The organism is Sphingobacteriales bacterium (assembly GCA_016711285.1).
Classification (GTDB): domain Bacteria; phylum Bacteroidota; class Bacteroidia; order Chitinophagales; family UBA2359; genus JADJTG01.
This window is the reverse complement of the sequence record JADJTG010000016.1, coordinates 155,844-180,123: the sequence shown is the minus strand read 5'-3', so window position 1 is coordinate 180,123 and position 24,280 is coordinate 155,844. Positions and strand designations below refer to the sequence as shown.

Sequence of the window (24,280 nt, the reverse complement as noted above, 5' to 3'; positions counted from 1 at the left end):
TCGGGCGATTTATCTTTTTTTTATACTCATTCATATTTTTCATACACCTCATCTGCGATTATGCCCCAAATACCCCTCAATTATTATTTGTTTTTTGCTACGGCATTGTTTTGCATCGGCGTGCTGGGTGTGCTGATACGCCGCAATGCACTCATTTTATTTATGTGCGTGGAGTTGATGCTCAACGCCGTTAATATGCTGTTGGTGGCTTTTTCTACCTATCGCGGCGATACTTCGGCACAGATTTTTGTGTTTTTTATTATGGCGGTGGCGGCAGCCGAAGTAGCGGTGGGCTTGGCGATTATTGTGATGATTTACCGCAATTTGCGCTCGGTGGACATCGGTACGCTGAAAAATCTGAAATGGTAAAATTAATTGTCAGATTTTTTAGTTGTTTTTAATAAAAAAACAATTTCCGGTTTCTTGCTTTTTATATACATAAACATATCCATACATTTTGCTTTTGTTATAAGCACTTTGTTTTTTTCTTGATATTTTCCTTATGAACTTATCTACTATTGCCCTTTTAATACCGCTTTTGCCCTTATTGGGTTTTTTGATGAACGGAATAGGATTTCGCCGATTGCCCAACGCATTGGCGGCACTCATTGCCTGCGGTGCAGCTTTGGCATCTTTTGTATGCACCTTGCTGCTATGGTTCAATGACGGAGCTACCGCCAAAGTTTTTCATTATTTTGATTGGCTCACAGTGGGTACTTTCCATACCGGATTTTCCTTTTTGATTGACCCGCTTTCTTTGGTGATGCTCTTGGTGGTAACGGGCGTAGGCTCTTTGATACATTTGTATTCGGTGGGCTATATGCACGATGATGAAGGCTTCGGAAAATTTATGGCATTTTTGAATTTGTTTATGTTTTCGATGCTTTTGCTCGTGTTGGGCAGCAATTATTTGGTGATGTTCATCGGTTGGGAAGGCGTGGGGCTTTGCTCCTTTTTGCTCATCGGTTTTTGGAATAAAAATGCCGAATACAACGCCGCCGCCCGCAAAGCCTTCGTGATGAACCGCATCGGCGATTTGGGTTTTTTGCTCGGTATGTTTTTATTGGCGATGTATTTTAACACCTTAGAATATCAGGAGATTTTTGCCAAAGCGGGCAGTGTTTTTGGGGTAGATGATGCGGTAATTGTGGCAATTACGTTGTTGCTGTTTGTGGGAGCGATGGGGAAATCGGCGCAAATTCCGCTTTATACTTGGTTGCCCGATGCGATGGCGGGTCCTACGCCGGTGTCGGCACTCATTCACGCTGCTACAATGGTGACGGCGGGGATTTATATGTGTGTGCGCTCCAATGCGCTCTACAATTTAGCCCCTACCACTTTGCATTTCATCGCCCTTATTGGCTTGGCAACTTCTATTGTGGCGGCACTCATCGGTTTGCGCCAAAATGATATTAAGAAAGTGTTGGCATACTCTACCGTGAGCCAGTTGGGGTTGATGTTTACGGCGGTGGGCGTGGGTGCTTATGGGGCAGCTATGTTTCATTTGGTGACACACGCTTTTTTCAAAGCCTTGTTGTTTTTGGGAGCAGGCAGTGTTATTCACGCTATGAGCGGCGAGCAGGATATACGCAATATGGGAGCTTTGCGCCAGCATTTGCCGATTACGTTTTTTACTTTTTTAATCGCTACGCTTGCCATTATCGGATTTCCCGCTTTGTCGGGTTTCTTTTCCAAAGACGGCATTTTGGCAAGTTTATATGCACATAATCTTTTATTGTGGGGGCTTACCGGATTGAGTGCGATGCTGACGGCTATTTATATGCTTCGTTTGTTGTTTGTTACCTTTTTTGGGGAGTTTCGGGGCACTGCCGAGCAGAAACACCATTTGCACGAGTCGCCGCTGACGATGACTTTGCCTTTGATGATATTGGCGGTGTTGTCGGCGGTGGGCGGTTATATGAATATGCCGGCTTTTATTGCCGAAGGGCGCAATTATTTAGACCAGTGGTTGAGTGGTGTAATTACGATGCCACAGGCACATTTGTCGCACGCCACCGAGTGGACTTTGACTATTTTTACTTCGGCGATGGTGTTCGTGGTATTGGCGGCAACGTGGCTGCTGTATGTGAGCAAGGGCAATGTACCGGTGGCAGACAGCGAGCAGCGCGGCTTTACGAAATTGCTGGCACACAAATTTTATGTGGACGAAATTTACAATGCACTTTTTGTATATCCTTTGATGAGATTGAGTCGGGGGTGGTCGGAGTTTACGGAAAAGGGCATTGATTGGATAGTAAACGGAAGCGGTATATTGGTAAAAAACATCAGTAACCTGACGCGCCAGTTTCAAACAGGAGATGTGGGTAATTATATTTTAGCCACCGTATTGGGTTTGATTTGTTTTTTGGCGGTGCATTTTTTGGGATAATCATCTCCTTTATAGTTGTATAATATTTTCAAAAAATTACACTATTGCAGTATAATTTTTTGAATAAATATCCTTTCATTGTCTTTATACAAACACGCTACATAAGAGCCTGCACTGAGCGCGGATAGCGGAATATCTGCTGCACCGCGTGTGGCAGACAATAGGGTTTGCTGTAAAACTTCTCTTCCGAGCATATCGTATAATCTGAAACTATGATTGCCCTCTTCGGGAATATCGTAGAGCAGCGACAGGGTGCCTTGACGATTGTGCAGACTGGATAATTGCCATTGATAATTGGCAGGGGGCGGCACTTTTACAAAAATATCCTGATGATAAACAGAAGTATCTTTACACACAATGCCTTTGAGTACAACGCGATAAGTGCCGCTTCGGTCGTAGCTATGCTCGGGATTTTGGAGCGAAGAGGTATTGCCATCGCCGAAATCCCATACAAAATGCCCTCCATCGGTGCTGTCGGGATAAACGGCGGTGCTGAGGTTGTGAAAGCGGAGTATATTGCTTGTTTCAGTGATTTCGGTTTCAAAATAGGCTTGCGGCTCTGTTTGAAGCCCCATACAATTCACTTTGAACAGGATTACGTCTGATTGCTTTCCATTTTCTTTTGAACTTACAATAACAAAACTCCCATCTGATAATGTTTGGATATCACCACCATCATAAAAAGAATAGGCAGGTTTTCCGTATAATCTTCTCCATAGTAAATTTCCTTGTGCATCAAGTTTAAAAAATTCTAAACCTATATATATGCTACCCTCTAAAAACGGAGCAACCCCTATCCAAGTATGATCTTGATGATTTTGTAACAATGCTGTTGTTTTTTCATTAAATTCAGGGGAGTACGAAAATATATTGAAATTTTTATCAAATTTAGCGATATACATGGTTCCCTTGTTTTCCTCTTCTATAAAATATTTAAATATCCCTACCAATGTATCTTTGTTGATTTCGTGTGTTTGTTCAAAATTCTCTATTTTGACGGAGTCTTTACTTGTTTTCCATTCGTCATTACCTAAGCTATCAGTTTTTATGAGAAAAATATCTCTGTTTTCTTCTTTTTCGTAGCTGCCACTTAAATAATAACCACCATCATTTGCAGGGGTTAAATTCTTGATAAAACCGGAATCAAATTCAGGAAATTGACGATGCCATATCATTTCGCCCGAATAATTTATTTTTACTAAATTGGGTTTGGGTTTAATGTCGTTGTCTATAATATAGAATGAGCTGCGCGACAATAAATATCCGTTTGGAACATTAAGAATATTATAAAAAAAGGTGTATTTATTGCTGATACTATCTTGTATGACTTTTTTTATTATTGTTTCTCCTTTACTATCTACTTCTATAAAGTGAGAAACCGCTACTTTATTTGTATCATTGGGAAAGGCATAAGTGATAAAATTAATATTTTTTTGCGGAGTCAGGTTTATTTTGCTTTTTCTGTTATAGGCTTCTTCTTCTCCAAATGATTTCTGCCATATCATGTTTCCTTTTCCGTCTATTCCCCACAAGAGTATTTTGGTAGCAGAAGAAACGAAGTCTAATTGCTTTGCGCTCACTATAAACAGACTATCATTATAAACTAATACTTCTGAATCTATTTCCTTGATATCTCCACTGCTGCCATAAGTATTCCAAAAGTATTTTGGGGTTTGGGCAAGTGTAGTGATATTGGTATATAGAATATTGGCACTTAGCCATAGTATAATAATTTTTGCCAGATTTTGCGGTGTCATTTTCTTTGAAATTATTTGATAACAAATATAACGTATTTTGTAATGCTGCTTTATTGTTTTTATTTGTATTACCGATGAAAAGTAAATTTTAAAAAACGGCTAAATGCACTTAATCACTTATTTGTGAAAACAGATAAACTGCATATTGTATAAAAATTCATACCTTTGTAGCCGACTAAGCCTATTTTATATACTACATTATTTATGTACGCTCTTTTACTTATTCTTATTCCATTAGTGGGTGCGCTGCTGACAGCACTGGCAGGCAATCGTTTGGCAAAATTCATTGCTTTTGCGGTGTCTTCGCTCGCTTTTGTGGTCACTTTGCTGCTCCTTGCAGGTTTCGACCCAAACGGCGGATTGCAACAGGTGTGGTTAGTGCCTTGGATGCCGCAATTGGGGCTTAATTTTCATATTGGGGTAGATGGTATCGGTATTTTGCCGGTTTTGCTCACGGGTTTGTTAGTGCCGATTATCATTTTGGCATCAGCGAATCGTCATTATGCGCGTGCCTCTGCCTTCTATGCCCTTATTTTGCTGATGCAGAGTGCTTTGTTCGGAGTGTTTATGGCGCAAGATGTATTTTTGTATTATTTATTTTGGGAGGGCGCACTCATTCCTATTTATTTCATAGCCGCTATTTGGGGCGGGGCGGATAGGATTCGTATTACCTTTAAGTTTTTGTTATATACTATTTTCGGGAGCTTGTTTATGTTGCTGGCGTTTGTGTATTTGTATTTGCAAACACCACTGCCGCATCAGGCGGGAGTAGCTGCTTTGTATGCTGCACCTGTGTCGTCGGCAGCGCAAACGTGGGTGTTTTGGGCTTTGTTTGTGGCTTTTGCCATCAAAATGCCGGTGTTCCCTTTTCATACTTGGCAGCCGGATACTTACACCGATGCGCCTGCACCGGCTACGATGTTGTTGTCGGGGATTATGCTGAAAATGGGCGTATATAGTTTGTATCGCTGGCTGTTGCCGCTTACGCCCGAAGCTACGGCACAATGGGGCGGCGTGGCGATGGTTTTGTCGGTAGCGGGTATTATTTACGGCTCGGTGATAGCTTTGCAGCAGTCGGATATAAAACGTTTGTTGGCGTATTCTTCGTTTGCGCACGTTGGCTTGATGTCGGCGGGTATTTTGTCGCTGACCTTGGCGGGGTGGCAAGGTGGTTTGATACAGATGTTGGCGCACGGTATTAATGTAGTGGGTTTGTTTTATGTGGTGGATCTGATACAGCAGCGCACCCAAACACGGCAGTTGAAGGCATTGGGCGGGCTTACGCGCGAAGCACCTTTACTGACGGTGTGTTTTGCAGTGCTGATGTTGGGGGCGGTGGCTTTGCCGCTCACGAATGGTTTTGTGGGTGAGTTTTTGTTGCTCAAAGGCGTATTTGAATACAATATGGGCATTGCGGCGGTAGCGGGCATCACCATTATTTTGGGGGCGGCGTATATGTTGCGCTTTTTTCAGTATTCTATGCTGGGCGAAAAGCAGCTTCAGAAACCCATTCAGGATTTGAACACTTATGAGCTGCTCACGCTTTTGCCTTTGGTGGCATTGGTGTTGCTGATGGGCATATTTCCGAATTTATTTTTGCGTCTCACCGAGCCGGCAGTACAGGCTTTGCTGCAAGTGGCACGCGGATAGGTCGGCGGTGTCGGCTTTATTATTGGATATAAACTTTTAAAAAAGAAGTGAAAAAATCATTCGTTTTTTATGGCTTTGCCCTGCTCTTGTGGGGCATATTGAGTGCCGCTTGCAAGGTGCAGCAAGAACCCTTGGAAGGCACATGGGAACGTGTAGGCGATAATTTTGCAGGTTTTCGGGTGTTGTATAAGGGCGGCAAGGGCGAGTTGATAAAAATCAATGAGCGCGGTGCGGGCTTCGGGTATGCGGTGGGCGATGTAAAATGGAGCGAAGTAAGGGCAACCGGAGCACAGACATATCATTTTAAGGATTTGCGCAAATCAAATTTGCCGGAGCAGGGTTTGCGGAAGGAGCAGGGCGATGCGACTATGCAATTGCGGCATACCGATACTTTGTACATCAAACAAGAGCGAAAAATAAATGAGCAGTGGGGCACCGAACAAATATGGGTGCGGGTGAAATAATACCTATTTTTCTTTAAAAAAGTAGCAAATTGCAGGTTAGAGGGAGGAATATCGAAATCGGCGGGAGGAGCTTAATATTGAAAAAGCACCCAACTTTGACCAAGTTAGGGAGTCGGGAAATTATACAAAAATAATTTATGGATTGCATATTCATTGTGCGGGTATAAAAATCCCGTCAGGGCTGATATATAGGTAGAAAAATAAAAAAGATACCTTATCCCATCTTTTTTGAGGAGATATTGATATAAAACCCTATATAGCCCCGAAAGAAATTTTCAGATTTTGGGCATTATTTTTTTCTACAAAGATTTCAAGTCTTCGGCGTTCCATATTTCAAATTGACCTCAGTATTTAAAACAATGCAAATTGCAGGTGTATAGGAGCAAATTGCAGGTCAAAGCGAGGACGTTGGAGGTAGAGGGGAGCAAATTGCAGGTATGTACCCACAACGCCGAGGGTCAAAGGGAGGAAATTGGAGGTCAAAGGGCGGAAATTGCAGGTCAAAGCGAGGACGTTGGAGGTAGGGAGGAGGAAATTGCAGGTATGCACCCACAACGCCGAGGGTCGGAGGGAGGAAATTGCAGGTCAAAGGGAGGGCGTTGGAGGTAGAGGGGAGAAAATTGCAAGTCAAAGCGAGGACGTTGGAGGGCTGGGGTAGGAAATTGCAGGTATGCACCCACAACGCCGAGGGTCGGAGGGAGGAAATTGCAGGTTAAAGGGCGGACGTTGGAGGTATGGGGGGATAACTTTGTCAAAGTTCGAACTTTGACAAAGTTGGAAAGTTGAATAAAGTTGAAAAGTTGGATAAAGTTGAAAAGTTGGATAAAGAAAACTTCCCACCTTCAAAAAAGAGGGATTGAGGGAGATGACTCCATTAACTTTGGGTCAATCTAACTTATGTTGTATAACGCGCCGTATTCCGGCAGCTACTTCTTGCCAAGCCGCATCTTTTTGAAAGTCAGTAATTGGTTTTCCTTTGGCGGGCAAAGCATTGGGTTTTCCCAAAGTAATATTTTTTCCTATTGGAACATCGTACCAACTATCCGTAGGACGAACAACAACCGGAATAACGCTATTGGGTGCGGAGCATAATTTTTCGGCAATAATGGGAATTTCAACCTCCCAAATATATTTTTTTTCTTCTTTGAAATAATCACCGCTCACTAATATCACAATAATATCCGCCTTGCGCATATTGTTCTGTATATCACTATCCCAATCACTTCCGGGCAAAGATTCACGGTCAAACCAAGATTCAACTAAACCTTGTCTTTTTAGTGTAGAAATAGCAGTTACAAAATCTCTTAAATACGTTGCATCTTCTTCTGCATAAGAAATAAAAATTTTTTTCATACCTTTATTTTTAATGGTCTCTAAATTACTGCGTTTTAAAATATCTTCGGTATCAATTTTTTTTACTTTTTCTTTAGTGGTCTTAAAATATGCTCTTATATCCTGTGGAAATTGTTCGTGATTGGCGAAATAATCTTCCGAATTTGGATATTTTCCTTCTTCTATACTGATGCGCAAACACTCAATTACAATATACCAAGCTAAATTTCTGTTTTCAAAATCACAAATGGGCTTGGCAGTATAGGGCAATGCCGTAAAATCGCTTAGATTGTAGGTTTGGGTTTTCCAACGGCAAAAATCTAAAATAATAGGCACTATCTTAAAATTGGGGTCTTCATTTTGCCGTTCAAAGGCTCTTTTAATTTCGTATTCATAAATATAATCGTTACTCATAAAATTCGAACTCACCATAAAACAGACCATATCCGCTTTATTAAAATGCTCCTGAATATCATTGTCCCATTTGCCGCCTGCCAACAGCTCCGTGCAAAACCAGCTTTCTACTAAATTATCGCGCTTGAGTACCTTGAGGTGATTTTGAAATTCTGAAATAAGCGGTAAATCCATCTTGGAATAAGAGATGAAAATACGGGTCATACCTTTATTTTTAATGGTCTCTAAATTACTGCGTTTTAAAATATCTTCGATAACAATCCTTGTATTACTTTTTTTACAGCGTTCTTTATCCTTGGCTTCGCCCCGCCGCACCAACTTCATCAGATCATCATATTCAAAATAATAAGGCTCTTCAGAATTTATGCACTCCTCACAACAACAGGGTATCAGTTTTTTCACGTTCAAATTAAACCCTTTCTCTTTAAAACTCTGATGTATGGTATCTATGCAGTCAATGATAATATTGAGCAAAATATTGTTGTGCAGGATGCTTGCTTCTATTTTTATTTTGTTGTCGCCATATACTTCTTTTACTAAGGCGGTTTCTTGTTGATATTCCAAAATTACGGCATCGCACCATACTTTTTTTATTTTGAGGTGCTGGCGACAAATAAAGCGCGTAATAATACCGGTCGGCATAAACTCGTAGTCATATACTACTTGCGTGGTATTCTGCACCTCAAAGCCGTAACTATCGGAGGCAATGGGCAAACGCTGGGGTACTATATACAAATTTTCTTTGTCCTGTACGCGGTAACACAATTCAAAATGCTCCAGCAAATACAATAAATTGCCGTGCATACCCGCATAATGGGGAGCACTCCATATAGATTTCAAACGGCAACTGTCCAATTCACCTCCTTCTACATCAGGCGAATAGAGCAAATCAAATAGGGCATCTATAATCCACTTGGGGCGCAGAAACACATAATTATTTAACAGATAATGGTCGGGATAATATAAACAAACACCTACCGCATTGTAAGCAATGGCGTAATCCTTTGCCGTATCTTCCGACACTCCAAATTTCTTACATATATTTATATAATCCTGCCAAGTAAGATACTGCATTGAAGCAGGCAAGTCCTCCAATTTTTTTCGTATATCCACAAAAGAAGCAGCATAGGAGCGTGTCACTAAGGGAATGGCTAAGGCTTGTTGAACAATGGCTCGTTCAATATTTTCATATTCCTTCCGGTCTTTGCCTTCATCGGCAACTTTGCTGATGTCTAAAGCATAAAAAGGCGACAATACATTGCCAAAACGCCCCCGAATGGCGGCGGCATTGCGGATGGGGGCACAATGCCCCTGTTTTTGGTTTTGGACAATCAATACCTTGCTGTTTTTTCCCAATAAAGCGATGATATTGAGCCAATATTGAAAATTGGGGTTTTGTTCGCGGTCGTTGCTCAGGAGTATATACAAGGAGTTTTCGGTTAAAAAAAACTGATGCGCATAGTGCTGAATATTTTGTGCGCCAAAGTCCCAGTAATGAATGGTCAGGGTTTCCTTTTGATAGGGGTACGGCTTACGGTCTATTTCTATGGTGCGGGTTGTGTCTTTTCCTTCGGGCAGTTCGGCATTTATATCCATTAATTTTCGCTTCAAAGAAGTTTTACCTGCTTCGCCTTGCCCCACTATCAGCACCTTTGCCTCCATCAACGGTTTTGTTCCTTTCTTTAACTCCTCAAAATACCGCAATATTGCCGCCGTACCCTCTTGAGCAATAGCCAAAGGCGGCGTTTGGAGGGGATTGTCGTAGAGGTTGATGCTTTGATTGTTTATGATAAAAGTATGATTAGAAAAAACTATTTTTAAAGGTCGGTTTTCGCGCTGTAAAAAGAGCAAAAAAGGCTCAATAGCTGTAATTTGATTATTGCGAAGCTCTAATCTTTGCAAGTTACTCAGATTATCCAAGCCCTTTATCTCACTGATTTGATTAGCGGAAAGGTTTAATATTTGCAAGTTACTCAGATTATCCAAGTCCTTTATCTTGCTGATTTGATTATTATAAAGGTCTAATATTTGCACATTACTCAAATTATCCAAGCCCTTTATCTCGCTGATTTTATTATCGTAAAGGTTTAATTCCTGTAAGTTGCTCAAATTATCCAAGCCCTTTATCTCGCTGATTTTATTATCGTAAAGGTTTAATTCCTGTAAGTTGCTCAACATATCCAAACCCTTTATCTCGCTGATTTTATTAGAATAAAGGTCTAATCTTTGCAAGTTGCTCAACATATCCAAACCCTTTATCTCGCTGATTTGATTATTATCAAGGTATAATTGCTGCAAGTTGCTCAAATTATCCAAGCCCTTTATCTCGCTGATTTGATTATCGTAAAGGTTTAATTCCTGTAAGCTTCCCAAATTATCCAAGACCATTATCTCGCTGTTTTTATTAGAATAAAGGTCTAATCTTTGCAAGTTGCTCAACATATCCAAACCCTTTATCTCGCTGATTTGATTATTATCAAGGTATAATTGCTGCAAGTTGCTCAAATTATCCAAGCCCTTTATCTCGCTGATATTATTATAGGAAAGGTTTAATTCTTGTAAGTGTGCCAAGTTATCCAATTCGGACGGTATGGTGGTTAATCCGAATCCACCTAAATCTAAAGTTGTTGCTCCGTTTCGTTTCGCTTTATCTATGCGGTACATGGCTTCGGCTGAGGTGCGGCTCATCGGGTGCAGTTTCGTTTCTTTGGGTAAAAAATATAAGCGTAAATATAGGGATTTTCTAATTTTGTTGAGGGAACAAAAAACAAAAAAATAAGCCCCTGAAATATGAAAATCCTGCAAGCCGCCCAAATTCGCGCTGCCGATGCCTATACCATCGCCCACGAGCCGGTCTCGTCTTTGTCGCTGATGCAACGCGCCGCCGCCGCTTGTTTTCATTGGCTGCGCCGCCGCTATCACCCGCACCGCCACACTTTTTATATCTTTTGCGGCAGTGGCAACAATGGCGGCGATGGCTTGCAAATCGGTGCTTTGCTCCACGATGCGGGCTATGCGGTGCAGCTATATGCCCCCACTTACCACCATCACAAGGCTTCTGCCGATTTTCTGGCAAGTGCGGCAATGCTCGCTTTCAAGCGCATACCCCTGCACCTCCTGCACAGCAGCAGCGATTTTCCTGTTTTTTCGCCTGCTGCCGTATTGATTGACGCACTTTTTGGCAGTGGCTTCAACCGCCCCCTCGCCGCCGACAGTTTGCAGGCTGCCCTGATTCAATATATGAACCAAAGCGAGTACCCCCTCATTTCCATTGATATTCCTTCCGGCTTGTTTTGCGACGACAACAGCCAAAACCCCTTGCAGCATATAGTACGCGCCACGCATACGCTCACTTTTGAGTTGCCCAAATTAGCTTTGCTGCTGCCGCAGTATCAGGATTTTTCGGGCGAGTGGCACCTTTTGCCGATAGGTTTGCACCCACAATTTATCGCCGAAGCCCCCACTTCTTATTATTACAGCACCGCCGCCGACCTGCAAGCTCTCCTGCTTCGCCGCAAAAAATTCGCCCACAAAGGCGATTTCGGGCAGGTATGCTTGGCAATGGGGAGTTTCGGGAAAATAGGAGCGGCACTATTGGCGGCAAAGGGCTGTTTGCGCAGTGGAGCGGGACTGCTGACGATGTATGTGCCTGCTTGCGGCTACGGCATTGTTCAGGGCGGCGTTCCCGAAGCAATGTGCAATTGCAGCGAAGCCACGCAGCCTCATTATCTGCACGGCAACAGCCCCGATACCGACAAGTATGCAGTAGTGGGCATCGGTTGCGGCATCGGAACGGCAGAGCCTGTGCGCTGTTTTTTGGAAAAGGTATTGGAACAAAAACCGCCGCGCCTTTTGTTAGATGCCGATGCGCTGAATATCATGGCAGCGCACCGCTATTTATTGGACTTGTTGCCGCCACACAGCATACTCACGCCACACCCCAAAGAATTTGAGCGATTGGTGGGTAAAAAATGGAAAAGCGACGAAGAAAAACTACAATGGCAACGCGACTTTGCCCGACAGCATCAGGCAATAGTGGTGCTGAAAGGAGCGCATACCGCCGTTGCACTGCCCGATGGCACGGTGTATTTCAACAGTAGCGGCAATGCGGGTATGGCGAAAGGCGGCAGTGGCGATGTATTGAGTGGTATGATATGCGGCTTATGGGCGCAGGGCTACGAGGCAGCAACGGCAGCGCGTTTGGGCGTTTATTTGCACGGGCGTGCCGGCGATTGGGCGGCGCAGCAGTGGGGGCAAGAGGCAATGACCGCCTCCGACATCGCCGAAAACCTGAGCAATGCGTTTTGGGAAATAAAAAAACAAAATGATACAGACTGATATTTTTTTGGAACACAGATTGGACGGATTGAACAGGTTTTCACGGATAAAAATCTGTGCTTATCCGCTAAATCCGTTTCATCTGTGTTCCCCTCATTGATAAGCGATAAAAGAGGAATATACAGGTGCTACAATTTCTTAAATCCTGCTGCCACTATCAATTCTTTGCCGCCGCCGCTGTAATCATAAAAACCTTCGCCGCTTTTTCTACCTAATTTTCCGGCTGTCACCATATTCACCAACAAAGGGCAGGGGGCGTATTTGGGGTTTCCAAAACCCTCGTGCAATACGCGCAAAATCGCCAGACACACATCTAAACCGATAAAATCAGCCAATTGCAAAGGACCCATCGGGTGCGCCATACCGAGTTTCATCACCGTATCTATTTCTTCCACGCCCGCTACGCTCTCATACAGCGTATAAACGGCTTCGTTAATCATCGGCATCAAAATACGGTTTGCCACAAAACCCGGGTAATCGTTCACCTCTACCGGAATTTTTTGCAGTCGGCGCGACAAGTCTATCGTAGCAGTTGTTACGGCATCTGAAGTGGCATATCCGCGAATCACCTCCACCAATTTCATCACCGGCACGGGATTCATAAAGTGCATACCGATTACCTGTTGCGGGCGGCGGGTAGCGGCGGCAATTTTGGTAATAGAAATAGAAGAAGTATTGCTTGCCAAAAGCGTTTCGGGGGCGCACAACTCATCTAATTGTTTAAAAATCTTGAGTTTCAGTTCCACATTTTCGGTGGCGGCTTCTATCACCAAGTCGGCATTGCGCACGGCAGCCGCCATATCGGTGTGGGTGCTGAGGCGGGCGAGGGTGGCAGTTTTGTCGGCTTCGGTGAGGCTTTGCTTGGCAATGAGGCGGTCTAAATTGGTGGCGATGGTTGCCACAGCTTTTTGCAAAGCGACTTCATTTACATCTAACAAACGCACGGTGTAGCCCTGTTGAGCGCATACATGAGCGATGCCGTTGCCCATCGTTCCGGCTCCGATAACGGTGATAATATTAAAATTCATGAACCAAAAAAATAAAATATAAAGTAAAAAGTAATAATTATTTCCAATCAAAAATATACAAAAAAAATCTACTTGGTATTGTGCTGATAATAACAATTTCGGCAGCGCGGCTCATACGATTCCGTTTCGCCGATTAAGATAGTGCCGCTATTGTTTGTTTTGCGAAAAGAATGAGTCGCCAAATCACCGCACCGCACACAAATAGCGTGCAATTTAGTGACATAATCGCCCAAAGCCAAAATATAAGGCATACAACCGAAGGGTTTTCCCAAAAAGTCTTTATCCAAACCCGCCACTACCACGCGCAAACCTTTTTTTGCCAACTGCTCGCACACATCGGGCAAATTTTCATCAAAAAACTGCGCCTCGTCAATGCCTACCACATTTACATTATGAGCCAATAATAAGATTGCCTGCGAATTTTCTACGGGTGTAGAAGCAATGCTGTTTTTATTATGGGATACAACACTTTCCTCATCATAACGCTTGTCAATGGTGGGCTTGAAAATTTCCACCCTTTGGTTGGCAATCTGTGCGCGGCGCAGCCGCCGGATTAATTCTTCGGTTTTGCCCGAAAACATAGAGCCGCAAATAACTTCTATCCACCCTTTTTGCTTGGAGGCAATGGAAGGTTCTATAAACATAGTTGAAAATTTTATGCAAATAAAAAAATAAAGTTTTAATTTTACTCGTATATAGTATATAAAATATCTTTATCCCCCCAAAACAGCCGCCAAGAATATGAACAAGTCTAAATTGCCCGAATTGAAATTGGTGATAGACAAAGTGGATTATTTGTACAAATGCCTGCGCGATAATGAACAACCGAAATCGTTTCAGCTACAGTTGATTTTGCTCAAGCAATATGCCACCGAACTCTACGATACCATCATTGAATTAGAATTGGATAATCTGCACACCGATTTGCGGGCTGTGCCTGTTTCTACCGCCGTAGCCCCGCCGCCGGTAGCGGTAGTGCCTCCGGTGATAGTTGCGCCCGAAGCAGTAGCCCCCGCGCCGCCGATAGCCGCCGCCGACCCCATCATTGAGCCGGTAGCCGAAACACTGCCGCCTGCTCCAGAGCCTGTCGTTGAAAATATCGCTGTTGAAACGGCAGCAGAGCCGCCGATGGCAGAGATAGCGGAAGAAGTGATAACAGCCGAGCACGAAACGGTCATAGAAGAAACAACTGCTGCTATTGAAGAAGCCATCGAAGAAACAAGCACTGCAGTGGCGGAAAGCACAGACCTACCCGAAGCAACCCCTGAGCCTGTAGAAGCGGCGGCAAGTGCCGAACTCCTTCCCGAAGCAGAAATAGCGGAAGAGCCTCTTGTACTTGCGGAGATTACAGAGCCTGTCGTTACTTTGGCGGCAGCCGATGCCGATACTGCATCTATTCGCAATGCGGCAGCTGAACAAGAGATAGAAATAGAAATCAATATACCCGAAACGGTGACGGCAGAGGCAGAACTGAAAGCCGAAGAGCCTACTTTGTCTTTGCCCAAAGAAATGCTGCAAGCGGTAGCCGAAGCAGACCACAACGCCACAGAAGTATTTGACAATAACCTCATTCAAAAAATCCGCGACAAATCGCCGGTGGAGGTATTAGCAAAAAAAAGCGAGCAACTGAAAGAAGCCGCCAAAGAGCAAGCCGCCTCCTTGTCGTCTAAATTTTCCACTGGTTGGGATTCGCTCAAAACCGAAGCCGAAGAAGCGGCAGAGTCGGTAAAAAACAAAGCGGCGGCGTGGAGTGGCGCACCTACCGAAATTTTGAGCGACATCAAAGACAAAGCCGCCGATACTTTCAACAATGCCACTGCCCTGTTGGACAATTTGAAAGACACCGTAAGCGAAAAAATAGAAACACCTACTAACCTCAACGAACGTTTCGCTGCCAAAGACGACAACAGCCACGACACTGTAGATCGCCTGAACGGTGCTGCTGCCAACGGCAAATTTAATATCAGCTTCAACCAACGCTTTACGTTTTTGAGCGAATTATTTGGCGGCGACACGGCAGTATATGAAAAGACCATTCACGATTTAAATCAATCCAACAGCGTTATTGAGGCGTTCACCTATCTGAATTTGAACATAAAACCCAAATACCACTGGGACAACAGCGACAGCACCGTGCGTGAGTTTTTGGATATAGTGAAATCACGCTTTTTGTGGTAAAAGAAAAAAAAGAGATAGCAGAAGAAAAAAAAGATTCTTTCTAATAAAAAAACGACCAAAAACGGGCTAAAAATCTTTCAGCAGCTTAATTTCGTTGCGATAGAGGAGCAGTTTTTGGTCGTTTTCCAATTGTTTGAGCAAACGCGACACCACCACCCGCGAAGTACCCAATTCTTCGGCAATATTTTGATGCGAAGCCTTTATCAAAGAGGATTTTCCTACCCTTTGTCGCTCTTTTAGATAAGCCACCAAACGCTCATCTAACTTTTTAAAAGCAATCCCTTCAATAGATTTGAGCAGCTCCGAAAAACGCTTGTCAAAATTGTTAAAAATATAGCTTTTCCACGAAGGATACTTACATATCCATTCGTTGAGTTTTTGCTGGGGCAAAGCAATTAAAGTCACATCTTCTTCAGCAACAGCACGGATTTCGCTGCGGCGGCTCTCCATACAACAAGCAAAAGCCATACTGCAACTATCGTGGTCAGAGAGATAATACAACAAAATTTCTCTGCCTTCATCGTCCATTTTCATCACTTTCACCGTACCGCCCACAATCAAAGGCATCATACTCACCTGTTTGCCGTAGTCCATAATCATTTTCCCCGCTTCAATTTTCATTTCTTTGCCAAATTCTATCATTTCTGCTACCAAAGCAGGTTCAAAAAGCGAGTGTAATTGTTCGGTCAGAGCTATATTATTAATCGGCGACATAAATGTTTTTTTAGTGTTGATAAAAGAAATTACCATTAAAAATAAAACCTAATCATTTTTGTTCATCAAGGCAGTGGCGAAATTACAACAATGCCCCCATCATACTGTCTGTTTTTTGCAATAACCACGTTTTGTCGGCAACTTGGGCGGCGGCAATTTTGGTGCGCAAGTCCTGCAGCTTTTCGCGCTGCGAAATTTTGTTGGTGCGCATCAGTTTTATCTTCAGCAATCTTTTGAGGAAAGTGATAAATTTCAGGCGGATTTCTTTTTGGAAAGCTGCAATTTTTTTGTTGAGGTGCAAATATTTTTTCAGGGAGTCGGTCAAAGAAATCAACACCAAAGTCTCGTCCAATTCAAAATATGTTTTGAGCAGCAGCGATTTGGTTTCCATAAAATAATAAGTGTCGGCGATATTTACATCGCGCAGCGTGGCAATGGTATTGCTGTATTCTTTTTGATGAAAATACACAGAAGCCAGATTAAAATTATAAGCATTTTGGCGCACCGTTTCGTTCAGGTAATTGCGATAGCGATGAATAAATTGCTCCACCCATTTAATTTCGTTCAGGCGCAGCGCAATAGAAGTGATGTTTTTGTAATCCCACTCCGACATCACATTTTCTGTAAATAAAAGTCCCTGTTCAAGAGCTTTTTGATACAATTCAAACAAGCGGTTTAAATAAGAAATATTACCGCTATTGAGCTTTTTGATACAATAATTTCGGGCATAAATATGCAGTTCGCGCAGCAAATCGGCTTTAAAAACCTGCACAAATTCATCTAATTTTTGAATTAAATTTTCAAAATGGGTTTCCTGTTCGGGTTCTTTGAGGGTAAGATACACCAAATAATACGCCTGAATAATGGGCAAATGATGCAATTCTTTTTCTTGGATATGCGTCATTACTTCGGGTAGCAGCGCGGGCTGATACGCAATGCGCAACACATTTTGATAGTTGAGAATTTCGCAGGCGTATTTGAGTTTGTTGGCGATATAAAAAACATCTAAATAATCGAGCATTTGCGACAAATAGGCAAAATCAAAGCGGTTGTCGCGCTGTGTTTCAAAGAGGGCTATTTGCTCGTGCAGCAAATACAAATAGCGGTAATGTTCAATATCAATACCGGTGGCACCTCCCTCCAAGTCGGCTTGTACGGCTTTGGTTTCCTGCTTAAAAGACTTATCTAATCGGCGGTGATTGAGCATATCCAAGAGCAGCATTTGGCGGCGTTGGGGCTGCTGCTGCAATTCTTCCAGCAACAAAAAATCCTCCAACAGCCGACACAATTCGCTCATCATATAGTTGAGTTGTCGCTCGTTGAAAGGTACTTTTCCGAAAATCTGCTCAAAAACTTTCCCGCGCTCTATGTGCTGGTGCGTAAAATCGGGGTGATGATTGCTGAGGTGTTTAAAAAGTAATTTGGGTTCGGTGTGCAGATTGAAGTAAGGCGATGCGAGATATAGCGCAAATGCTTTGAGTTCTTTTTTACTCAAAGTACCCATTAGCCGCAAAAGTTTACTTTTATACATACAATGCCACCGATACTTTACGGGTTTGTGGTGGTGTTCCCGTAAAGCAATAGCAAAGAAAAGGTTTTTTTCGGAAAAATAAGTGCTGTGTTATACAGTAATTTTGCGGCGGCGCAGTTCAAAATTTTGCCCCAAATACAAACGGCGCACCTGTTCGTCTTGTGCCAGCTCTTCGGCAGTGCCGGCTTTGAGGAGGTTGCCTTCAAAAAGCAGATAGGCACGGTCGGTGATGGAGAGCGTTTCGTTCACATTGTGGTCGGTGATGAGGATACCGATATTTTTGTAGCGCAGTTTTTCCACGATACTCTGAATATCCTCCACCGCAATAGGGTCAACACCGGCAAAAGGCTCGTCTAAAAGAATAAATTTCGGATTTACCGCCAGTGCGCGCGCAATTTCGGTGCGCCGCCTCTCGCCGCCCGACAGCACATTGCCCATACTTTTGCGTACATGTGTGAGGCTGAACTCCTCCAAGAGTTCCTCCAACTTTTGTTTTTGCTCTTTTTTGCTCAAATCAGTCATTTCTAAAATGGCAGAGATATTGTCCTGTACGCTCAACTGCCGGAAAATAGACGCTTCCTGTGGCAAATATCCCACCCCGAGCTGTGCTCTTTTATACATCGGCAGAGTCGTGATATTTTTGTCGTCGAGATACACATTGCCGGTGTCAGGTTTGATAAGACCGACTATCATATAGAAAGAGGTGGTTTTTCCGGCACCGTTAGGACCGAGCAACCCCACGATTTCGCCTTGTTGCACCTGCACCGAAACGCCATTTACGACCGTGCGCTTGCCGTAGCGTTTGTATAAATCATCAGAACGGAGTATCAAGATATTTTTTAAAAAAGATGTTGAAAAAATGATTTTTAAAAATTGGGATAAAGATAGTAGCTATTATTTGAACCTGCTTAAGGTTTTATATTCTTGCAGAATAAAGTACCACATTTATTGTGTAGCCCATAGAGCGGATACATGAAAACCCGCCCTATGGACTTTTTCGAAAAAATATTGTATTTACACAAAATCAACACCGCGTTTCAACCAAGCGAGCGTAGCGGCTTCTTCGCTGTCGGCGGGTGGGGTGTAGTCGTATTCCCAAGCGGCGAGCGGCGGCAAACTCATCAAAATAGACTCGGTGCGCCCGCCGGTTTCCAATCCGAATTTAGTGCCTTTATCCCACACCAAATTAAACTCTGCATATCTGCCGCGCCGCAACAACTGCCAGCGTCTGTGTTCTTCGTGAAAAGGCAAATGTCGTCTGCGCTCAACAATATCGCGGTACACCGGCACAAAAGTATCGCCTACAGCTATCGCAAAATCAAATAACTGTTGTTTGCTGTGTGTGGCATCGGGGCGCAGATAATCAAAGAAAATGCCGCCTACGCCGCGCGTTTCGTTGCGGTGTTGCAAATAAAAATAATCATCTGCCCACATTTTGAATTTGGGATAAAATTGCACGTCAAAGGCATCGCAGGTTTTTTTGAGGGTTCGGTGAAAATGGCGGGCATCTTCTTCCACCACATAGATAGGAGTGAGGTCAATACCGCCGCCAAACCAAGCATCGCCGTTGGATAGTTCAAAATAGCGCACATTCATGTGAATGATAGGCACTAAGGGCGAAGCAGGGTGTAATACAATAGATACCCCACTGGCAAAAAACTGATGGCTATTGCCCTGTAATTGCAGTGCTTTTTGGATAAGTTCGGGAGCAGTGCCCCATACTGCCGAAAAATTCACACCGCCTTTTTCCAAAAAGTTTCCGTTTTGAAAAACACGCGTCCGTCCGCCGCCGCCTTCGCGGTGTTTCCAGTATTCTTCCGAAAAAACGTGCCCACTGCCGTCCAATTCCTCCAAACCTTTGCAAATACGCGCTTGCAATGCGGTGAATCCCGCTTCAATTTGATGTTTGTCCAATTCAATGTCAGAAACAGATGTAAACATAATCAGAAATATTTTTTTGATATATAAATTAGTAGATATTTGCGATAAGAAAACAAGTGAAAAAACAAAAATTATTGTTTACAGGCAATATACAAAACGGGAGTACGCAGGGTATTGCTCCAGTGTTGGCTGCGGTCTTTGATTTGTACGATATAGGAAAGCGTATCAAAAGGCGCGGTAAAGTTGGAAGTAGGGCTGCACGGTATTCCCGAAATAACATTTTTGCAGCAATCGCTCATTTTTACGCTCACTGTACCCGTAAATCCATCGCTGCCTTTGTTGTCAATTTTGGGTAAATTATTCAAAATCACCACACTGTCGCGCGAATCAATGATGGAAATGTCTTTTTCGCCTAAATTTGCATCATCAACAGCACCCAAATCATTGCCGCCGTCCTCAAAATCAAAAATCAAATCAAAATAATCGCCATTGGATAAAGTATCTGTTGAAAGATAAACAGCGTTGATTTTGGGAGTTGGAGAAAATTCCTGTTCTTTTACACACGCCGAAAGAAGAAAGATAAGCCCCAAGATACCTGAAACTGTTATCAAAGGCTGTTTTTTCATATTTTTTTAAAAAAAATTAAGATGAATAAATACGATTAATGTCGCACGCAACACATCATCATATACGACAAAAACTACTCAATATTGCATCAGAGCACGATTTTGCAAATTTGGCTTTGGAGGTATTTCGGCATCAAGCCCAACATTGCGAAGTGTATGCTCAATATTTGCAATATTTGCATACAAAGGTACACAAAATCAGTAATATTTCACAAATTCCCTGCTTGCCTGTGGAGCTTTTTAAGCAACACGATATAGCACAGGCGGCTTTCGGAAATATTTTTCCGCAATCGGCTTCTTTTTACAGCAGTGGCACGGGCAGCAGTGGCAATAGTCGCCATTTTGTGGCAGATGTGAGCTTGTACGAAGCGAGTTTTGAGGCGGGATTCCGGCATTTTTACGGCGATATAAGCGAGTGGTCGGTGGCGGCTTTGCTGCCTTCCTATTTGGAGCGTAGCGGCTCGTCGTTGGTATATATGGCAAATAAATGGTTGGAGCAGGCTCGCAGTGGTGCTTTTTTTCTGTACGAGTGGGAGCAACTGAAAGCATTTTTATTGGATAATGAGCAAAAAGGTCAGAAAACGCTGCTGTTGGGTGTTACTTTCGCGCTGCTGGATTTTGCTCAGTATTGCGAAAAACTGCCTTTGCGCCATACGACCATTATGGAAACCGGCGGAATGAAGGGCAGGCGGCGGGAGTTGCTGCGCGAAGAGGTACACGAGATGTTGAAAAATGCTTTTGAAGTGGCGGCGATACATTCGGAATACGGAATGACGGAGTTGTTGTCGCAAGCCTATTCGGAGGGAGGTGGGGTTTTTCGCTGTGCGCCCACGATGCAAGTGCTGTGCCGCGATGCCACCGATCCTTTCTCTTACTTGCGCCCTGCACAAAGCGGCTTGCTCAATGTGATAGATTTGGCGAATTTGTATTCGTGTAGTTTTTTGGCTACCGCCGATGTGGGGCGTGTATATGCCGATGGCTCGTTTGAAGTGCTGGGGCGTGCCGACCACAGCGATATTAGAGGCTGCAATTTGATGTTGGCGTAAGGTGCGGGCACAAAATTTTATCCTGCATCTTCGTTGTCGGCGGGTAGGCGGCGCACTGAGTAAGGAAAAGTAGCATGTATGTTGTCAAAGTAATATTTGCCGATAGAGGTCGCCAGCATCATTTCGCTCCAGAAATGCGCCGGAACTTGTTGGTGTTCATAGAGCATACCCTCTTTGGTGATGATATACAAGCGTTCCTGAGCAGCCTGATAGGCGACCTGCCGAATTTTGGAAGAAGATACAGTGATAAATTCCATGAGAAAATAATACCAAATAAACATCTAAAAGGCACAGTTTGTAAAAGTTTCCAACCTGTAATGGATTGAATGATAACGTTACTCATATCGTTGATAATATCAGTGACTTTGGCGGAGAGTTCTTCCAGATCTTTGCAAATAATGTTAGCAGTTTTGCCCTTGATGAATCGCCATATCATCTCTGCGGGGTTTAATTCGGGAGAGTAAGGAGGAATAAACAACAGATGAATATTTTTAGGAATTACCAATTGTCGGCTGTGGTGAAAAGCACCATTGTCAAGTAGAATTATCTTGAATTCTTCAGGCTTTTGTACGGAGAGTTTATCTATAAATATTTGAAAGCAGACCGTATTACAGTAAGGCATTTCTAAGGTAAGATTGTCTCCTTGATGGGGAATAGGCACCAAAGAGATAGAAGTTTTGGAAGCGATGTTGGTAAGCTACGATGGGTTTTACGCCCTTTGCGGTAAGGCATCGTCTTATATTGGGCAATAACCCGACCCTGCTTTCGTCAGCAACATAAATATTTATACACTGGCAGCCTGAAAGACGAAACTCCTTATTTTTAATGCCTTCGCGTGTTTGATAAGTTTTTTAAAGTATCAACCGCCGCTGTCCTTTTGATATGGCTTTTTCTACCCACCTTGAGTTTTGTGCCAAAGTTTCGCTTCAGATACATCCTTACCGTATTGTATTGCTTTTCAATACCCAACTCCGACTTCAGCCACTGCTGTGCTTCTTTGTAGGTGCAACCCATTCTTGGGATCTTTTAGCTTTTGCGATATCCGCTCCTTGTCTGCTGTCTCGAGTTGGCTACGGAAATCACCACCTCTATTGTCCCTGAGCAATCCATCAAGTCCCTGCGATTGGTAAGTAGCTTTCCACCTGTTTATCGAACGCACAGAAGCCCCTGACTTGATGGCAAGAAGATGATTGTGGTGGATACCGCTTTGGATATTCATCAACATCTTTATTTTATAAACGCCCTTCCTTTTGGCTTTTTTATGTAGCTGTTTTAGGTAATCTGCTGACTCTTTTATGATAAGTTCTATGGGTAATGACATAATTACCATACCATAATAACTATGCCAAATAGTTGTTTTAATGGTATAAAACTTTTTTAAAGTTATAATAAAAATCCCTTCGCTGTAAGATACAGGAAGGGACTTTTGCACACTCAATATTTTTTCAACAATATTAATAACGATAGTATTCAGGCTTGAAAGGACCATTTTTTGTAACACCGATATAATTTGCTTGTTTTTCGGTGAGGTCTTCTAATTCTACGCCTATTTTTTCTAAGTGCAGATGCGCTACTTTTTCGTCTAAATGCTTAGGCAACACATATACTTTGTTTTCGTATTGGTCGTGATTTGCCCAAAGTTCTATCTGTGCCAAAGTTTGGTTGGTGAAAGAGTTGCTCATTACGAATGAAGGGTGTCCGGTGGCGCAGCCCAAATTTACCAAGCGGCCTTCTGCCAGCAAGATAATATCTTTGCCATCTACATTATACACATCAACCTGAGGTTTTACAGTGTTTTTAGTAGTGCCGTAGTGTTCATTCAACCAAGCCACATCAATTTCATTGTCAAAGTGACCGATATTGCACACGATGGCTTTATCTTTCATTTTTTTGAAGTGCTGCGCACCTACTACATCACAATTACCGGTAGCTGTTACCACTATGTCGGCGCGTTGTACGGCGTGGTCTAATTTTTTTACTTCGTAGCCATCCATAGCAGCTTGGAGGGCGCAAATGGGGTCAATTTCGGTAACGATAACCCGTGCACCGGCTCCGCGCAAGCTGGCAGCCGAACCTTTGCCCACATCGCCATATCCGCATACTACGGCTACTTTTCCTGCCATCATTACATCGGTAGCGCGGCGAATGGCATCAACCAAAGACTCTTTGCAGCCGTATTTATTGTCAAATTTGGATTTGGTAACGCTGTCGTTGATATTAATAGCGGGCAAATACAAAGTACCGTTTTTCTCGCGTTCATACAAGCGGTGTACGCCGGTGGTGGTTTCTTCCGAAATACCGCGAATACCTTTTACGAGTTCAGGATATTTGTCAAAAACCATATTGGTAAGGTCGCCGCCATCGTCCAAAATCATATTCAGCGGGCGGTTTTCATCGCCAAAAAACAAAGTTTGTTCAATGCACCAGTCAAATTCTTCGGCATTCATTCCTTTCCACGCAAATACAGGCACTCCGGCTGCTGCAATAGCGGCGGCGGCGTGGTCTTGGGTGGAGAAAATATTACAAGAACTCCAACGTACTTCGGCACCCAATTCAATGAGGGTTTCGATGAGCACGGCGGTTTGGATAGTCATGTGCAAGCAGCCCGCAATACGTGCCCCTTTCAAAGGTTTGGAAGCACCATATTCTTTGCGTAAAGCCATTAAACCGGGCATTTCTGCTTCTGCCAAAATTATTTCTTGGCGTCCCCATTCAGCCAAGCTAATATCTTTTACGCTATAGGGCATTTTTACATCAACTGTCAGCATTTAATATTTTTTAAGTATGTTGTTAATAATTTATTATTAAAATCGGGTGCAAATATACAATGTTTTTTGCAATAATTTGCTAAAAATTGTAATAATGAGCAAGAAAAATTAAGGATACAGATGAGTTGTTCAATGCCTTAAGTTGTGTATATCTACACAAAAAC

Annotated in this window: 20 protein-coding genes; 7 read left to right on the top strand and 13 right to left on the bottom strand. The window is 43.1% G+C overall.

The window, feature by feature from the left end:
- The first annotated feature begins 60 nt into the window (after nucleotides 1-60).
- Both nuoK and nuoL read left to right on the top strand, forming a co-directional pair.
- The gene (gene nuoK, locus IPL35_15920) at nucleotides 61-369 is read left to right on the top strand and encodes an NADH-quinone oxidoreductase subunit NuoK (GenBank protein MBK8444793.1); all 309 of its coding nucleotides are present in this window, start codon (nucleotides 61-63) and stop codon (nucleotides 367-369) included.
- A 133-nt stretch (nucleotides 370-502) separates the two neighbouring features.
- A complete protein-coding gene (nuoL, locus tag IPL35_15915; GenBank protein ID MBK8444792.1) occupies nucleotides 503-2,389 on the top strand; it encodes an NADH-quinone oxidoreductase subunit L in 1,887 nt (628 codons plus the stop codon).
- Between the two features lie 41 nt (nucleotides 2,390-2,430).
- Here nuoL and IPL35_15910 read toward each other — a convergent pair whose 3' ends face one another.
- Nucleotides 2,431-4,146, bottom strand: a complete 1,716-nt coding sequence (locus IPL35_15910) for a PKD domain-containing protein (protein MBK8444791.1) — start codon at nucleotides 4,144-4,146, stop codon at nucleotides 2,431-2,433.
- A 204-nt stretch (nucleotides 4,147-4,350) separates the two neighbouring features.
- Between IPL35_15910 and IPL35_15905 the strand changes: the two genes are divergently transcribed.
- Nucleotides 4,351-5,796, top strand: coding sequence for an NADH-quinone oxidoreductase subunit M (locus tag IPL35_15905; protein ID MBK8444790.1), 1,446 nt, complete (start codon nucleotides 4,351-4,353; stop codon nucleotides 5,794-5,796).
- 47 nt (nucleotides 5,797-5,843) lie between these two features.
- Nucleotides 5,844-6,260 (top strand): hypothetical protein, encoded by a 417-nt coding sequence (locus IPL35_15900; protein ID MBK8444789.1) that lies wholly within the window; start codon nucleotides 5,844-5,846, stop codon nucleotides 6,258-6,260.
- 351 nt (nucleotides 6,261-6,611) lie between these two features.
- Here the strand turns inward: IPL35_15900 and IPL35_15895 are convergent, their stop codons facing one another.
- Both IPL35_15895 and IPL35_15890 read right to left on the bottom strand, forming a co-directional pair.
- The gene (locus IPL35_15895; protein MBK8444788.1) at nucleotides 6,612-6,815 is read right to left on the bottom strand and encodes a hypothetical protein; all 204 of its coding nucleotides are present in this window, start codon (nucleotides 6,813-6,815) and stop codon (nucleotides 6,612-6,614) included.
- 330 nt (nucleotides 6,816-7,145) lie between these two features.
- Nucleotides 7,146-10,907: a leucine-rich repeat domain-containing protein gene (locus tag IPL35_15890; GenBank protein ID MBK8444787.1), complete on the bottom strand. Its 3,762-nt coding sequence runs from the start codon at nucleotides 10,905-10,907 to the stop codon at nucleotides 7,146-7,148.
- On the opposite strand from IPL35_15890, the gene IPL35_15885 reads away from it, so the two are divergent.
- On the top strand, nucleotides 10,797-12,344 hold the full coding sequence (locus IPL35_15885; GenBank protein MBK8444786.1) for an NAD(P)H-hydrate dehydratase: 1,548 nt from the start codon (nucleotides 10,797-10,799) through the stop codon (nucleotides 12,342-12,344). The two genes, IPL35_15890 and IPL35_15885, sit on opposite strands and share 111 nt — an antisense overlap.
- Before the next feature lie 128 nt (nucleotides 12,345-12,472).
- Here the strand turns inward: IPL35_15885 and IPL35_15880 are convergent, their stop codons facing one another.
- Nucleotides 12,473-13,372 carry a 3-hydroxybutyryl-CoA dehydrogenase gene (locus IPL35_15880; GenBank protein ID MBK8444785.1) on the bottom strand — a complete coding sequence of 300 codons (900 nt, stop codon included), beginning with the start codon at nucleotides 13,370-13,372 and terminating at the stop codon, nucleotides 12,473-12,475.
- Nucleotides 13,373-13,440: 68 nt separating this feature from the next.
- Nucleotides 13,441-14,016, bottom strand: coding sequence for a thymidine kinase (locus IPL35_15875; GenBank protein MBK8444784.1), 576 nt, complete (start codon nucleotides 14,014-14,016; stop codon nucleotides 13,441-13,443).
- A 97-nt stretch (nucleotides 14,017-14,113) separates the two neighbouring features.
- Between IPL35_15875 and IPL35_15870 the strand changes: the two genes are divergently transcribed.
- Entirely contained in the window at nucleotides 14,114-15,550 is a 1,437-nt protein-coding gene (locus IPL35_15870; GenBank protein MBK8444783.1) for a hypothetical protein, read from the top strand.
- Nucleotides 15,551-15,616: 66 nt separating this feature from the next.
- On the opposite strand, the gene IPL35_15865 is transcribed toward IPL35_15870, so the two are convergent.
- The 5 genes from IPL35_15865 to IPL35_15845 all read right to left on the bottom strand — a co-directional run bounded on the left by IPL35_15865 (nucleotide 15,617) and on the right by IPL35_15845 (nucleotide 20,302).
- On the bottom strand, nucleotides 15,617-16,264 hold the full coding sequence (locus IPL35_15865; protein ID MBK8444782.1) for a Crp/Fnr family transcriptional regulator: 648 nt from the start codon (nucleotides 16,262-16,264) through the stop codon (nucleotides 15,617-15,619).
- 82 nt (nucleotides 16,265-16,346) lie between these two features.
- Nucleotides 16,347-17,795 carry a hypothetical protein gene (locus tag IPL35_15860; GenBank protein MBK8444781.1) on the bottom strand — a complete coding sequence of 483 codons (1,449 nt, stop codon included), beginning with the start codon at nucleotides 17,793-17,795 and terminating at the stop codon, nucleotides 16,347-16,349.
- 90 nt (nucleotides 17,796-17,885) lie between these two features.
- Nucleotides 17,886-18,626 (bottom strand): LPS export ABC transporter ATP-binding protein, encoded by a 741-nt coding sequence (gene lptB / locus IPL35_15855; GenBank protein MBK8444780.1) that lies wholly within the window; start codon nucleotides 18,624-18,626, stop codon nucleotides 17,886-17,888.
- A 183-nt stretch (nucleotides 18,627-18,809) separates the two neighbouring features.
- Entirely contained in the window at nucleotides 18,810-19,736 is a 927-nt protein-coding gene (hemF, locus tag IPL35_15850) for an oxygen-dependent coproporphyrinogen oxidase (GenBank protein MBK8444779.1), read from the bottom strand.
- 71 nt (nucleotides 19,737-19,807) lie between these two features.
- Complete coding sequence (locus tag IPL35_15845; protein ID MBK8444778.1) at nucleotides 19,808-20,302, bottom strand: hypothetical protein; 495 nt, start codon at nucleotides 20,300-20,302, stop codon at nucleotides 19,808-19,810.
- Nucleotides 20,303-20,340: 38 nt separating this feature from the next.
- On the opposite strand from IPL35_15845, the gene IPL35_15840 reads away from it, so the two are divergent.
- Entirely contained in the window at nucleotides 20,341-21,348 is a 1,008-nt protein-coding gene (locus tag IPL35_15840) for an acyl transferase (GenBank protein ID MBK8444777.1), read from the top strand.
- 118 nt (nucleotides 21,349-21,466) lie between these two features.
- Here the strand turns inward: IPL35_15840 and IPL35_15835 are convergent, their stop codons facing one another.
- From IPL35_15835 to IPL35_15825, 3 genes are all read right to left on the bottom strand, one after another.
- Nucleotides 21,467-22,009 (bottom strand): transposase, encoded by a 543-nt coding sequence (locus IPL35_15835; protein ID MBK8444776.1) that lies wholly within the window; start codon nucleotides 22,007-22,009, stop codon nucleotides 21,467-21,469.
- 297 nt (nucleotides 22,010-22,306) lie between these two features.
- Nucleotides 22,307-22,837 (bottom strand): hypothetical protein, encoded by a 531-nt coding sequence (locus IPL35_15830; protein ID MBK8444775.1) that lies wholly within the window; start codon nucleotides 22,835-22,837, stop codon nucleotides 22,307-22,309.
- A complete protein-coding gene (locus tag IPL35_15825; protein MBK8444774.1) occupies nucleotides 22,803-24,116 on the bottom strand; it encodes an adenosylhomocysteinase in 1,314 nt (437 codons plus the stop codon). The genes IPL35_15830 and IPL35_15825 overlap by 35 nt, the downstream gene beginning before the upstream one ends.
- Nucleotides 24,117-24,280 lie beyond the last annotated feature (164 nt).

Bases quoted from the DNA above. Each gene is read 5' to 3' on its own strand.
- IPL35_15885 (MBK8444786.1), top strand. From the start codon at position 10,797: ATGAAAATCCTGCAAGCCGCCCAAATTCGCGCTGCCGATGCCTATACC.
- IPL35_15840 (MBK8444777.1), top strand. From the start codon at position 20,341: ATGTCGCACGCAACACATCATCATATACGACAAAAACTACTCAATATT.
- IPL35_15870 (MBK8444783.1), top strand. From the start codon at position 14,114: ATGAACAAGTCTAAATTGCCCGAATTGAAATTGGTGATAGACAAAGTG.
- IPL35_15875 (MBK8444784.1), bottom strand. From the start codon at position 14,016: ATGTTTATAGAACCTTCCATTGCCTCCAAGCAAAAAGGGTGGATAGAA.
- IPL35_15825 (MBK8444774.1), bottom strand. From the start codon at position 24,116: ATGCTGACAGTTGATGTAAAAATGCCCTATAGCGTAAAAGATATTAGC.
- IPL35_15890 (MBK8444787.1), bottom strand. From the start codon at position 10,907: ATGAAAACAAGCGGCGGCGGCGCGTTGCATCAGCGACAAAGACGAGAC.
- IPL35_15845 (MBK8444778.1), bottom strand. From the start codon at position 20,302: ATGAAAAAACAGCCTTTGATAACAGTTTCAGGTATCTTGGGGCTTATC.
- IPL35_15880 (MBK8444785.1), bottom strand. From the start codon at position 13,372: ATGAATTTTAATATTATCACCGTTATCGGAGCCGGAACGATGGGCAAC.
- hemF (MBK8444779.1), bottom strand. From the start codon at position 19,736: ATGTTTACATCTGTTTCTGACATTGAATTGGACAAACATCAAATTGAA.
- nuoL (MBK8444792.1), top strand. From the start codon at position 503: ATGAACTTATCTACTATTGCCCTTTTAATACCGCTTTTGCCCTTATTG.
- IPL35_15860 (MBK8444781.1), bottom strand. From the start codon at position 17,795: ATGTATAAAAGTAAACTTTTGCGGCTAATGGGTACTTTGAGTAAAAAA.
- IPL35_15905 (MBK8444790.1), top strand. From the start codon at position 4,351: ATGTACGCTCTTTTACTTATTCTTATTCCATTAGTGGGTGCGCTGCTG.
- IPL35_15910 (MBK8444791.1), bottom strand. From the start codon at position 4,146: ATGACACCGCAAAATCTGGCAAAAATTATTATACTATGGCTAAGTGCC.
- IPL35_15830 (MBK8444775.1), bottom strand. From the start codon at position 22,837: ATGGTCCTTTCAAGCCTGAATACTATCGTTATTAATATTGTTGAAAAA.
- IPL35_15865 (MBK8444782.1), bottom strand. From the start codon at position 16,264: ATGTCGCCGATTAATAATATAGCTCTGACCGAACAATTACACTCGCTT.
- nuoK (MBK8444793.1), top strand. From the start codon at position 61: ATGCCCCAAATACCCCTCAATTATTATTTGTTTTTTGCTACGGCATTG.